This is a genomic window from Cytophaga sp. FL35, assembly GCF_014349235.1.
Lineage (GTDB): Bacteria > Bacteroidota > Bacteroidia > Flavobacteriales > Flavobacteriaceae > Euzebyella.
The window spans coordinates 101781-116053 of sequence record NZ_JACSOH010000005.1; the positions used below are offsets into that span (position 1 = coordinate 101781).

A 14273-nucleotide genomic window follows, 5' to 3' on the forward strand; every position below is an offset into this window, starting at 1 on the left:
CATCTGAAGAATAAATGCTCCCCAAAGGCTGCTATTCTTTTAACCAAGACTTAACCTATGTTCCCAACAAAAAAGAGGCATATTCTTATTGCCCTAATATTACTGATATCCTCAGTAGTAGGCACTACGGCAATAGCCAATCCCAAAGTCTATACCCTAATTACCGAAGTTGCCGAGGTAGTCAAGGAAGTAGTTTCTACTGTTAAGAAAGAAAGCCACAAGAAGGATAATATGTTTTTGAGGAATACCCAAAAAAACAAAGCGGTAAAGAATTCTGTTGCGGCTCCCATGTTTATGACTATCATACAAGGGGCAGATGAAACCGTAAGTTGTGCCAATGATGGGGCAACCATAGCGCGTTTTATACTTTGTGGGGATTCTGATGACAGAAATATCACCTTATCCGGAGGGCCTTATTCAACGGTTTCTTGGCAGCAACTGGCCGGTACCCCAAATACCAATGTAGAATGTCCTGACTATGCCGGAACCTACAATGAAGTACATAATGGGCCATCCTTTAATTTGGATGCCAGTACCATTTCTGCGGCCAATGGTGCGGAATTTAGGGTTCAGGTAAATGGGGGGCAGTATTATTATATTGAAGTAGTTAAGAGTACCATTACCCAGACCTATACCAAAAAAGATTATGTATGTAACAATCCAGGTCGGATTGAAATTACAGGACTACCTAACAGTTATCAATTTAGAATTAGGGAAGGGGCCAACCCTTTTGGTCCTTACCAATCTTCTTCCATTTTTGATAATTTGACTCCGGGCTCCTATCAGGTACAGGCCCGTTTGAACATTTCTGGTCAGGTATGTGAGTACTTATATGAAGTAATCGAAATTGAAGAGGTTGATATTGAAATAGACGTTACGTTTACGAATCCGGTATGTAGTGGTGAAACAGGAAGTATTGATGTTACCGTTAATCCAGAAGTACCTGGGCCGTACGTGTATACCTTATTGGATGAGAACGGCGCCGAAATTGAATTTACTTCTACCATTAGTAGTAACACCTATACTTTTGGGGCTGTGAGCGAAGGTACATATGCCGTAAAGGTTGAAACCAATGATTGTCGTGAGGACATTCCCAACGGAATTCCTGCACCGATCCAATATACGGATACCAGCGGAAATCCAATTACGGTTGGTGAGGGGTTAAGCCCCATTTCTGTGGTTACTGATACCAATGGTATGAGTTTTGGTTGTTCTACGATATCAAGTGTGGATATTGACGTAACCCCTTCTGGAGGCTCCGGCTCTTATAGTTATACCGTAAGTGATGGAGGTAATTCAGGCGGATTTTTCACAGGAACCAGTTCCTATACGGTAACTTCTCCTGGTACTTATACATTTTTTATTACGGATGATCAAGGTTGTACAGCTGAAAAGTCTGAATATGTTGCAGAACTAGATCCACCCGATGTAACAGCGTCCGATATTATCGGTACGTGTACCAATGGAGGAGGAAAGGTAGATTTCACAATTAACGATCCAAGAGGATTCAATCTGGAATTCAGGGCTACGAACAATGCAGGTGATCCATTTACAAGCTCATCAACCATTCCTGTTGCCGATGGTACTTATAATATAGTAGAAGTAAGATATTCTCAAGGAGCTTTTTCATGTGTTCTTTCACTTCCGGCGGTTACCGTGACCTCAGAAGGTGGTTTAAACGGTTCTGCCAACTTAACCCAAGATTATACCTGTAATAATAGCGGGGCTATTATCGATTTTGCTCCGGCGACGGGCGGTTCCGGTTCCGGTTATGAATATAGTATTGATAACACCAATTACCAGGCAGGTACCAGTTTTACTGGGCTGGCACCCGGTACCTACATCCCTTATATTAGGGACGATGCTGGGTGTTATCAAGCATTGGCTCCAATTACGGTCTCAGAACCCGTTCCGCCAACGGCTATCAATTTTGTACAGGACAATTTAGATTGTGCTACCGGAACTAGCAGGGTTACCATAGATGTCCAACCTGCTACATTTACCGTAGCTCAGTATGAAATCATTTCTTCCAATCCCGCAACAGCATTGCCACCAGCACAGGCAAGCAACGTTTTTAACGGATTGGATTTGGATACTTCCTATCAATTTGAAATAACCGATACCGATGGTTGTACGTACAATGCCAGTTTTACAACGGGAGGAATCAGCACTATTCGAGCCAGAGTACAGTCAGGTGGTGATCGTAGGGTTTGTCCTGGGGCTACGGACGGTGACGGCGGTTTTTTGGTCGATGGCTTTGCAACGGATTATGATTATATAGTAAATAGAACTGCTCCTTCAGCTGCTGTTATTACAAGCGGTAGTAATAGTACGGCATTAAATATTCCTATTTCAGGTTTAGGTGCAGGAACGTATGAAATAACGGTGACCGATAACGATACGAATTGTGTTTCTACGGCCTCTTTTGATGTAGAAGAAGCAGCCACTCCTTTGGGTATAACAGCCGATGTAACCGATATGAGTTGTCAAAACAACAATATTGGTAGGGTAAGGGCGAATGCTTCCGGAGGATTTGGAAGCTATAGATATGAACTGTTGTGGCCACCTACAGATGGAAGGACTCAAGGGCCAAGAACGGGAAGAAATTTTGGAAATTTAACCGAGGAAGGTACCTATACCTTAACTGTCATTGATTCCGAAGGATGTAGGGAGTCCACAACCTTTACACTTACCAGTGTAACGGCGCCAACGATTGCTTTGGATAGTGGGGACTTTTGTTATTCGCCAACCAATAACGGTCAACTTACGGTTACTTCAACCGCAGGCTCAGCACCTCTGGCATCCCATAGATATCGTATAAACGGAGGTTCCTTGCAAACGCCTGGAACAGCCGGAACCTATACTTTTACGGGATTGGTGCCAGGTAATTATACTATTGAGGTTGTTGATGGGAACGATTGTATCGCTTCCACCTCAAGTATTAGAATACCTCCCCAAGTTCAGGTGAATTTAGATGTAGTTTCTGAAATACCTTGTGGTGGTGACGGGGAAATGGAAATCACGGTTTCCGGAGGCGATGTGAGCAATTTGGCTTCCACGTCTTATACCATTTATTTAGACGGAACTCCTGTAGCAGGTCATACGGGTAATCCTTTACCTTCTAACCCATTTAACTATACAGTTCCTTTCGGTTCTCATGGAGATTATACCGTAGAAGTTACGGATAACAACAGTTGTAACAATACTTCTGAAATATTGACTTTTGCCGAGCCTACCAATATAGCGGCAACCCATAGAATTGTAGGCCCAAGTTGCGGTGATCCAAACAGTGGTTTTGTGGAGGTAATACCAACGGTATCTTCGGGTGTTCCACCTTTTGAGGTAATTTTTGCCCCTGTAGGCACTTTGGTTCCAGATCCAAATAACCCGGATCCAACGAGCACGTACTCTTTCTCCGATCAAACCATTTACTCTGGATTGGCAGCTGGAGATTATGAGTATATGGTAAAAGATGCCAGAAACTGTATTACGGGTATAGTGGCTATTACGGTTGCCCCGGATCCCAACCCTGCACCAGATGCTACGGTAACGCCCATTGACGCTAGCTGTAATGCTGGGGACTTGTCCGGTGGGGTAACGGTAAATTTACCAACGGCCGGGGTGGAAACCTATACCATCATTATTGAGGATAATTTTGGAAATGAGTTTGTATCGCAAAATAACGTGGCGGATGCAGATTTTCCAGTGAATATTTCTGATCCAAGTCTGGTTCCTGGAAATTATCAGATGATAATAATCGATTCTAGAGGATGTAACGATATTGAACCTTTTACAATTAACACTGCAGCCTTGGATATAATCCCCACTTATCCACCACCACCAGCTATCTGTAGTCCTGGAGGAACAACAGTTTGTGTGGAAATCGTGAATGGAACAGGTCCGTATGAAATTCGATTGGCGGACCCGGATCCATTAGTAGGTTGGACGGCTCCTAATAATACAGCTACCAATCACTGTTTTGCCGGTCTTCTTTGGGGCGTTTCTTATACCGTTGAGGTTCGTGATACGGCTACAGGTTGTACTTATCAAGAAGTGATTACATTGCCCGATGGACCGGGTCCTACGGTTACAATAACTGTTGACGGTGCAACTTGTAGAAATGGTGATGTGGGTGTAAATTATACTATCATAGGTGGTACGGCTCCTTTCGATGTAATCATAACAAATTTAGATACAGGCGCTGAAGTTTATAATGTAACCAATTCTTCTTTGACCACTCTCGGTACCGATTTGACCGTTCCACAGGGAAGATATGGTATTTCTGTACTGGATGCAGGTGATTGTTCTGGCGGTGATGAAGATGAAGCAACCGTAAATATGCCCCGTGTAGATATTATTGACAACCAAAACGCTAACTGTAACGCCTTAGGGCAATTGACCGTACGTGGAAGTGGTGGTACACCGTTTGGCACGGGTAGCCCATATCTATATGCCTATATGCCGGCAGGTACTCCTCCCGCTATAGGTGATTTTACCGATGCTTCCACCGTGGCACTTCCAGGGTCATTGGCGCCTGGTACCGATTATGATATTTGGGTAAGGGATGCCAATAATTGTTCCTTTATGGTTACGGCTGCTGTGATTCAGTTAAATCCTGATTTACCAGCTCCATCTATTGATGTGAATAATCAATGTAGTCCGACTCCCCCAGTTGGTGGTTTTACGGTTAATTTGACAATGCCAGGCGATATTGATACACCTACATTCACCTTTAATGGGGTGAGTCAAACTCCGGCTTATACTCCTGGAACTCCTACTGTTGCAACATTTAACGTAGGAAGCGCTGGTTCTTATCCTGTATATATTATTGATGCCAATGGCTGTGAGGTCAATGATTCTGTGGAAGTTTTTCAAGTGCTTACAGCATCAGGCGATTTTACATTTGAACCAACTTGTGAAGACTCTGATGGCACGGTAACAATAACATCAAATGGCGGTAGTGGGGATTTTTCTTATGTTCTTAGTGGTACCGATTTCGATGGTAATCCAATAACTGTGAATTTGCCAAATCAGGGTAGTGTTGTCAATTTTACGAACATCCCTTCTGGAAATTATCAGGTAGATGTGACCGATAATGTTGCAAGGGCTGGAGGTGTATTTTGTACTTACACCATCAACAATATAAGTAGATCTAATCCTACCCAACCAAATATTGATGATACCGGTGCCTCAGATATAAGCTGTAATGGTGCGAATGATGGTAGTATTTCTGCTTCTATACAATCAGGAACTGATATAGACGGTATTCAAGAATACAACCTCTACAATTCTACATTGGCCAGTATGCCTGCCAATCTAGATACTTCAGGTAGAGCAGGAACAAATGCCTCAGGAACATTCTTGAATTTAACGCCGGGTACCTATGTGATTGAGGTGGTGACCGATAGAAATTGTTTTGATAGGGAAGAAGTGGTTATTAATGAACCACCTCCATTTGAAATTGATGTGACTGCGGGAACTTTAGTTTGTAACCCTGCGGCGAATCAATATAGCACGACTAATGTAACAGCAAGTATCGTTGGTACGAACGTTGGTAATGGCGGTCCATATGGTTATAAATTAGACCCGGCGGATAGTTACCAAACGAGTCCAACTTTTGAAATAGTTGATACGGGTGTGGATCAAACGATTACCATTTACGCGATTGATTCCAATGGCTGCGAGTTTTTTGATTCCGTGACTGTATTGGCACCCAATAATGTGTCGGCCATAATTACCCAAATTCGACCAATGGATTGTGAAAATCCGGAAAGGATACGGGTTGAGGTTACTGGTTCTACCAATTTTATCATTGAAGACCAGGGCTTTAGTGTAGCTAATGTAAGCAGTGTTTCGCAACCTAGTGGTACGTTCGTAGAATTTGACCTGCCCATGGTTTCTGGAGAGTATAATTTACAGGTAAACGATGTGGGTGGTTGTACTTACCCGATAGCCGCTTACACAGTTTTAGAACCTGTTTTACCTACGGTAACCATATCACAAAATGACCCAGTAGGATGCTTTAATGCTTTGGATGGAGAATTGACTATTGATGTTTCTGGCTTTAACGGCGTTTATGAATATACGGTTTATGAATCAAATGACCCTGGTTTTACCGGCGGAGCTTTTGGAGCACCGGTAGGAGGTAATTCTACCGGAACCATAGATACTGCAGTAGATGGAAATCCATTCGTGATTACCGGTCTCGAGGGCGGTAATCTTCGTGTGGTCATCCGAGAAATGGGTATGACCGCAGTTGCTTGTAACGTATATAGTAACGCAAGTACGATTGAAATGCCCAGTGAGCAATTGGTGATTACTACCATGGATGAGGTAGGCCGTGTGGGTTGTAATGATGACCTTGGTGAGATTTTTGTTACTACCCAAGGAGGTTGGACCACTGCGCCTTATGAATATATGTTGGAATATGAGAATCCTGTGGGTAGCGGTTTTGCGCCACATTCCAACGCGGCTTATGCCACTTTTGGGGCCAATGGTACCAATGATAGGTTTACTGGCCTTTCCGCAGGAAATTATAGGGTAACCGTTAGAGATGCCGAAGGATGTACGCATACCGAAGAATTGGAACTTTTACCAGTTCCACCAATCGATGCCGAAGCTATTATTACTCGAGAATTAGAATGTCCTCAAGGTAATGACGCCGTAATTGTGGCGGTAGAACCCGGTACAACAACCCCAGGTGCCATAGGAGGTGTTCCAGGAGGCGGATATCAGTATAGGTTACTTCACTTGGGTAGTAACAACAATACAGATGTTATTTCCTCAACAGGATATCAAACAGACCCAGAATTCGTAGGAACTGCTGGAACAGGTGTGATCCCTGGTGGCTGGTACGCTGTGGAAGTTGTTTCTACATTGGATTGTAGTTTTGTAACCCCTCCCGTACAGGTAATTCCACCACCACCGATCAATCCTGTATTGATTCAGACATCGGTGCCGGCCTGTGGTAATATTGCCACCATGATGATAAGAGTAAATAATCCGGATCCAGATCCTAGTGTAACCTATGAATACAGTGTAAATGGTTCGGGTGGACCCTGGTCTGCAATTAGTGGAATCGATTCAAATGGCCTACCTGTTGAAACCAATATTCCTGGTACGATTGGTAACTCCTATAGGTATGAGGTTAGAAAAGTTGGAGGTTTAAGTTCTTGTTTGGCAAGAAAGACCAATGGTATCACAATAACGGATGCTGAACCCTTAAGTTTAGACCCAGCCTCGCCTACTTTTGATGTATCATGTGCTTATGAAGTTGATGGTAGAATTGAGGCCGTAGCCAATGGTGGTACCGGTATTTACGAATTTAGAATTTATGATACAGATCCAGGTGCAGACGCCTTTGCTGCGGAATCTTTACCTACCTACAATAATTTGCCAATGCAGGACTTTGGTACTTTTGAGAACTTGGATTCTGGAGATTACTGGATTTCGGTTATTAGTAGAGCGAATTGTGGCGTAGTTCAAGGTCCATTTACCATTGCTCCGGCAGAACCTGTAACTATTGATTATAGTAGCACCCCTACCACTTGCTTTGGAGAAGCGGACGGGACCATTACCATGGAGGTTACCAGTGCAACTCCTGGGCTTGTAAAATTTGCAATAGAACCAAATCTAAGTGAGTTTTTCTCTGACCCGGACAATCCATTGGTATATACCTTTACAGATTTGCCGGCGAATACGCCAAGCAATCCGTCCTATACGGTATTGGCACAAGATGCGGAAGGTTGTCCTCAGACTTTTGAGATTGTGGTAACGGAGCCTAGTGAATTGGAAATTACTGATGTTGAGACCACTCCTGAAACCTGTATCGGTTTTGCAGATGGTACGGCCCAATTAACAATTTCTGGAGGAACACCATTTGTAGACCCTATTACCTCGGCGACTTACTATGAAACTAGAATTATAGGTCCAAATTCAGATGGAACAGAGGTATTTGAGAGAAATGATGATTTATTATTGGAAAATTTGATAGGGGGAGAAACCTATATCGTATTTGTCCAGGATGCCAATATGTGCGGTACGGATGTGCTTATCCCAATTGAAATTGGGGTAGACCTTACGGCAGAACCAATTGTTCAATATGGATGTGAGGGAATCTTCCCAAACAGTACAGCTAGGGTTGAGATGCAAGATTCAAGTTTAATTCCTGAATTATTGTTCGCAATAAACCCAGTAGACCCAACGGATGCCATCACCTCTTTAGCAACAACAGAAAGGGAATGGGGTGATCTTCCTGCCGGTGATTATACGGTATTCATATACCATGAGAATGGCTGTACCAATTCGGTTGAATTTACTATAGATTCGTATGACCCTTTAACCCTTGCCGCAGAAAAGACGGGTCCTAATGAAATTACGGCAACGGCAGAAGGTGGTTTTGGGGGCTATGAGTTCTTCTTTAATGGAACATCGTACGGGGACGAAGGTTTGTATACCACAACGGATAGTGGTACGGTTGAAATACGAGTAGTAGATCAAAATGGTTGTGTAGCAGTTGCAGCAATACCGTTTGAGTTTACTGGAATGTTGGAAATTCCTAATTTCTTTTCACCTAACGGAGATAACGAAAATGATTTTTGGGCACCGGGCAATAGAGATTTCTTCCCTAATATAGAGGTAATTATTTACGACCGTTATGGCCGTGTGGTTGCTGAACTTGACCAAGTAAGCAAATGGGACGGTACGTATGAAGGTAAGGAGTTGCCAACCGGTGATTACTGGTACGTTGTTAACCAAAATGATGATAGGGATATACGCTATGTAGGTCATTTTACATTATACCGATAAACAAGGATACATTTAAGAATAGAAACGGATACCGAAAGGTGTCCGTTTCTTTTTTGTAACCGTTCACATTTATTTGTAATTTAATCTCTTTCAAAATTAGTAACCCAAATCAACTTTGTATGCCCAAATTTACTTGGATGCTTGTCCTTTGTTTTGCTTTTCAAGGATGTGCGTCTCAATCATCAAGATTAATAGATGATAGTTATGAAACAGTAACCAAGGAAAAGTTAGATTACTATTTATATTATCCAGAGGGCTACGATGAAAAATCAAATGAGAAATTTCCACTACTTCTTTTTCTACATGGAGGAGGAGAATCTGGGGATAGTTTGGTTGCTGTAAAAAGAAATGGACCTCCAAAATTAATAGCCAGAGGCAAAAAATTTCCTTTTCTCATTTTGGCTCCCCAGAATCCCCATAGAAAACAGTGGTGGAACACCAGGGCGGTGAACCAATTATTGGAAACTGTTGTGGAAAACAATAATGTGGATAAAAATCGTATTTACTTAACAGGTTTGAGTAGGGGAGGTGGAGCTGCTTGGGAGATGGTGGTTCAGTATCCGGAGAAATTTGCCGCTTTGGCCGTTGTTTGTGGTATGGCTCCTTTGCCGTATGCCTCTTGGATTGATAAAAAGCTGGGTATTTGGGTGTTTCACGGAGAGGAAGATGAATCTATTCCTTTTAGTGAATCGGAAAATATGGTGAACAGATTAAGGTCCATGGGATACGAGGTCCGTTTTACCAATTATCCAGGGGTGGGCCATGACTCTTGGGTGCAGGCTTACAATACAGAAGAGCTCTATGAATGGCTTATGGACCAGTCTAGGTCACCAAAATAACCTCGAACAATTTCAACTTCAACACGATGAAAAAACTAAAATTAGTAGTTATTTGCTTTTTGGCAGTTAGTTATGCTGTTAGATCTAATACCGACCCCGTCGGTAAAAAAGGTAAAAAAAAACCTAGAAATGTGGTTTTTATCTTAACGGATGATCACAGATATGATTATATGGGATTTACTGGCAAGGTTCCTTGGTTAAAAACACTGTCTATGGATAAACTTGCTGTAGAAGGAGCCTATTTCTCCAGTCCATTTGTGACCTGATAATAGGGATATACATGAGATGGCGGTGGATTATTGCGAAACCCTTCTGGGGGTTGACGAAAGTGTTGGTGTCGTTATGCAATATTTAAAGGAAGAAGGTTTGGATGAGTCCACTCTAGTCATTTATATGGGAGACAATGGCTTTGGCTGGGGAGAACACGGCCTAATAGATAAACGTCATTTTTATGAAGAGTCCGTAAAAGTTCCTTTATTGCTCAGGTGTCCTAAAATTTTTGAAGGGGGCGTACAACCAGAGGCTATGGTACAGAATATTGATATTGGTCCAACCGTTTTAGCTGAGGCGGGAGTAAAGCAACCGGAACAAATGCCAGGGGTATCTTTTATTCCTGTTTTGTCCGGAGACCAGAACGCATCAAGAAGAACTGAGGTTTTTTACGAATACTTTTGGGAATATGATTTTCCAATGACCCCAACTGTTTTTGGTATGCGAACGGATAAATACAAATACATGAAATTTCAAGGTATCTGGGACCGTAATGAGCTTTATGATTTGCAGAATGACCCAGATGAAATGTACAATTTAATTGCAGATCCAGATAAACAGGAAATCGTTAAATCCATGTCCACTGCCATTTATGATTGGTTGGAAGAAACCAAAGGAATGCAAATTCCCTTAAAAAGAACTATTAAATATAGGTATGGGGATTATAAACATCCTAATGAGTATTGAAAAAAAATTCCCCAGATTTTCTGGGGCATTTTTTAATACAAAATTTAATTACCTATTGTTCTGCTTAGCTCTCCCTCATTGGTAAATAGGTCAATTTTTTCAATATGCTCATTAAATTGTATAGCTCTGGTTGATTGAGATTGGAAGGTGTTTCCATAATAGAACTCTATTAATCTTTTGCTGCCATTTTTGTATGCTACCTTAGCCTTAACTTCATTGGGCTTAACTCTCAGGCTCTTAATTATATTATTTCTGTTGGCCTTGAAAATCTTTAAGGAGTCGTTGTTTTGAGAAGCAATAATAATGTTATTATCATTTTTGGTGTTCAAGTGAACGAGACTTTTACCATCACCGGGAACAAAAAATTGCGATTCTGCAAGAGAAACGGTTTTAAATTGTCCTTGCCCTTTGTTTATTAAAACAACTCCTACCAAGGCATCTGCCGGACCTTGTTGTACTTCCATACCATAATCATTGCCAATTAACATCAAGTCCATTAGTGTGTCCTCATTCACATCATAGGGTAGAATACCAAAAATTGGTGCGAGTTGTGCAGATACTGGAAGGGAATGCATTTTAAATTTACCATCACCCAAGTTTTCTATCCAAGAGCTCTTCATGTAATTCAATGAAAGTACTTTGGCATCATTAAGTAATCCATCTGAAAACATTTCCGGAAGGGTTGATTCTCCAAACTCCCCAAAGGAATTGAATTTTTTCCTAATTCCTACGTATTGCTTGGTCACGTCTTGCCACGGATGGTACAGATACTCCTTTTTTGTACCTAAGCTATCTCTCAAAAAATATGAAATAAGAGGGTCTATGGATCCATTATTGTCCAAATCCTTCGCATAGACTTTAACGGGTTCTTGAGGTGTGGCCTTAAAGTTGATATTTTCTCCAACATTTCCGGCTATGTAATCCATATCTCCGTCATTATCCAAATCCACAGCAGCAATACTGTTCCACCAACCAGAATAATCAGCTATACCGGTGTCTTTGGTAATTTCAATAAGTATACCTTTTTCATTTCTAAAAAACCTTAAAGGAGCCCACTCAGATGCAAGAATTAAATCTGGCCAATTATCATTGTTAAAATCTGTCCATAAGGCATCGCTGATCAAACCTGGTCTAACTAGTTGCTTTGATACTTCGGCAGTGGCATCAACAAATTTGGGTGTACCATTGGTGCTTTCGTTTTTTAGAATATAAGATCGATCGGCCATTGGATAAGCAAAGGGAAGTACCCGGCTTCCAATAAATAAATCCAAATCTCCGTCCTTATCGTAATCAGCAGCCTTTACTGAAGAAGCGTTGCTTGTAAGTGTTGGTAGTGCAGTATTTGTTTGTTCAAAATTGCCCTTTCCATCGTTTATCAATAAAACATCTTGATAATATATATGTTTTTCAGGGTACTGTGCACAGCCCCTCGCTATATACAAGTCTAAATCCCCGTCATTATCAGCATCGAACAAAAGGGTTCCCGCATCCTCCTCCTCAAGATTTTCCGAAGTTTTGTAGGCTACTTCTTGTTGAAGAAAAGTGCCATTGTCTTGCTGGATAAACCATTTTTCCTTATAATTTCTACTTGAAGCGACAAACATATCATCCAACCCATCGCCATTAATATCCCCTACGGACAATGCAGGACCATATTGCGAAAATTTATGGGGCAAGGTTCTCTGAAAGTTAAAGTCAATAAAATCAATATCCCTACTAAAGTGTTTAAGGTTTACAGTATCCGAAACTTTGGTGAATAGTGGGGTTGACTTTGGAATACTGGTTTTTCGGTTTTGTATATTTTTAGGAGTATATGTGATTTGATTGGTACTGTCAGGTTCTATTTCATAAAAAGTTTGTTTTTCTGTGTTGGGCCAAGTTATAATAACACTATCTATTTTTTGTCTCTGGCCTAAACCAAAGTGCAAATTACTCTCCGGTTGCGAAAGATAGCCTCTACCCGATAGCAGTGTTTTTTTCTGCCTAATGCTATCCATAAAAATCTCAACAGTAGAGCCTATGGCTTGCCTATTAATTTTTTCTCCAATCAGCTTTATTCTTACATAATGATTGATGTTCTCCGTTGAATTGGATTTATTTTCTAATAATAGTGCATTACTATTAATGTTGTTGACAACAAGGTCAAGATCCCCATCATTATCCAAATCTCCATAAGCGGCACCACTGGAATACGTAGGGAAGTTGAGACCCCAAGAATCAGTTACATCGGTAAATTCTAAATTTCCCTTGTTCTGAAACATAAAGTTGGGTATCTTAATTTCAGGAATTGCCTCAATTAATTTTTCCTTACTTACAAGCCTGCTAGCTGTTGATCTAAAATCTCCAAAATCACGGTCGGTTACATCTTTTGGGAACCCATTGGTAATGAACAAATCTTGTAGACCATCATTATCATAATCGGCGAACAGGGGAGTCCAGCTCCAATCTGTCTCTTTTACGTTGCTATGCATTGCAATTTCTCCAAAAATAGGGAGGCCAGTTTCGGGGTTAATACCATGGCTTGTTTGCAAGGTATTGCGAGTATATTGCTTTTCGTAATCGTATTTTTTGGTAAAAATTTCTTTCTGGTAACTACTTGGACCTTGAAAGAGCTTTTTTCTCTTATTGTAGTACGGCTGCATTTCTGTAGTGTACAGTTCTAATGACCCATTGTTGTCAATGTCTGCAATATCGCTACCCATAGAGGAAAGGCTAAAATGTTTGAACATATCCCTGGCTCTATTTGTGAAGGTCCCATCTTGATTATTGATGTACAATAGATCATTACTTAAAAAATCGTTGGCAACATAGATGTCTGGCCAGCCGTCCTCATTAAAATCATTAATTACCGTACTATGGCTATATCCATGATACCTAATTCCTGCTTTGTCCGATACATTGATGAAAACTTGTTGTTGAAGGCTATCATTATACGTATTTTCATATAATCTATCCTTGCTCATGGAGGTGCCATCATCTTCAAGAGGTCTAAATTCAGTGGGGTCGATACCTTCTATCCTGTTAACGCCTATGAACAAGTCTAAATCACCATCCCTATCGTAATCAAAAAACTGGGCGTGGGAAGAATATGTATCATCGTCAAGACCGTATGATTTAGATAATTCTTTAAATACCGGTATGCCACTATCGTTATTTCCCTGATTGATGTACAACAAGTTTTTACGTCTGGAATCTCGCTTTCTAAAGGTATTACAAACATAAATATCCAATTTTCCATCAGCGTTAACATCTACCAAAGTAACACCGGAAGACCATTGTAGGGTATCAGTTTTCTGAATTTTTGAAATAGTTGAAATATCTTCAAACTTTAAATTTCCCTTATTTAGAAATAATTTGTTTGCTACCTGATTTCCAGAAAAAAATATATCATCATGCCCATCACCATTTAAATCACCTAAGGCCACACCTGCGCCATTATAAACAAATTCGTTGTCGATTATATTAATAGAATCATTTTCAGTCAATTGATTATTGAAAAGTAAACCTGACACTTGGGAATCAACTTGTACAAATTTGGATATTGCTTTTTTTTCCTGGCAATTAGTGAGCAAAAGAGCAAATAGACCAAGAGCCGGAAAATAGCTGATATATTTCATGTAATTGAAATTAAATTATTAGGTAGATAGTACTTTTGGACAAATATGAAAG

Annotated in this window: 5 protein-coding genes; 4 read left to right on the forward strand and 1 reads right to left on the reverse strand. The window is 40.9% G+C overall.

Annotated features, from left to right (window positions below; all coding sequences use genetic code 11):
* Window positions 1-57: 57 nt before the first annotated feature.
* The 4 genes from BIZ36_RS05545 (at window position 58) to BIZ36_RS05555 (ending at window position 10604) form a co-directional block, all read left to right on the forward strand.
* On the forward strand, window positions 58-8808 hold the full coding sequence (locus BIZ36_RS05545) for a T9SS type B sorting domain-containing protein (RefSeq protein WP_187456876.1): 8751 nt from the start codon (window positions 58-60) through the stop codon (window positions 8806-8808).
* A 119-nt stretch (window positions 8809-8927) separates the two neighbouring features.
* The gene (locus BIZ36_RS05550; RefSeq protein ID WP_187456877.1) at window positions 8928-9647 is read left to right on the forward strand and encodes a carboxylesterase family protein; all 720 of its coding nucleotides are present in this window, start codon (window positions 8928-8930) and stop codon (window positions 9645-9647) included.
* A gap of 26 nt (window positions 9648-9673) precedes the next feature.
* Window positions 9674-9913, forward strand: a complete 240-nt coding sequence (locus BIZ36_RS20725) for a hypothetical protein (RefSeq protein ID WP_222937271.1) — start codon at window positions 9674-9676, stop codon at window positions 9911-9913.
* A gap of 19 nt (window positions 9914-9932) precedes the next feature.
* On the forward strand, window positions 9933-10604 hold the full coding sequence (locus BIZ36_RS05555) for a sulfatase/phosphatase domain-containing protein (RefSeq protein ID WP_222937272.1): 672 nt from the start codon (window positions 9933-9935) through the stop codon (window positions 10602-10604).
* A gap of 44 nt (window positions 10605-10648) precedes the next feature.
* Here BIZ36_RS05555 and BIZ36_RS05560 read toward each other — a convergent pair whose 3' ends face one another.
* On the reverse strand, window positions 10649-14221 hold the full coding sequence (locus BIZ36_RS05560) for a VCBS repeat-containing protein (RefSeq protein WP_187456878.1): 3573 nt from the start codon (window positions 14219-14221) through the stop codon (window positions 10649-10651).
* Between the last annotated feature and the right edge of the window lie 52 nt (window positions 14222-14273).

Coding starts and splice junctions, on each gene's coding strand:
- BIZ36_RS05560 (WP_187456878.1), bottom strand. CDS start 14,221: ATGAAATATATCAGCTATTTTCCGGCTCTTGGTCTATTTGCTCTTTTG.
- BIZ36_RS05555 (WP_222937272.1), top strand. CDS start 9,933: ATGGCGGTGGATTATTGCGAAACCCTTCTGGGGGTTGACGAAAGTGTT.
- BIZ36_RS05550 (WP_187456877.1), top strand. CDS start 8,928: ATGCCCAAATTTACTTGGATGCTTGTCCTTTGTTTTGCTTTTCAAGGA.
- BIZ36_RS20725 (WP_222937271.1), top strand. CDS start 9,674: ATGAAAAAACTAAAATTAGTAGTTATTTGCTTTTTGGCAGTTAGTTAT.
- BIZ36_RS05545 (WP_187456876.1), top strand. CDS start 58: ATGTTCCCAACAAAAAAGAGGCATATTCTTATTGCCCTAATATTACTG.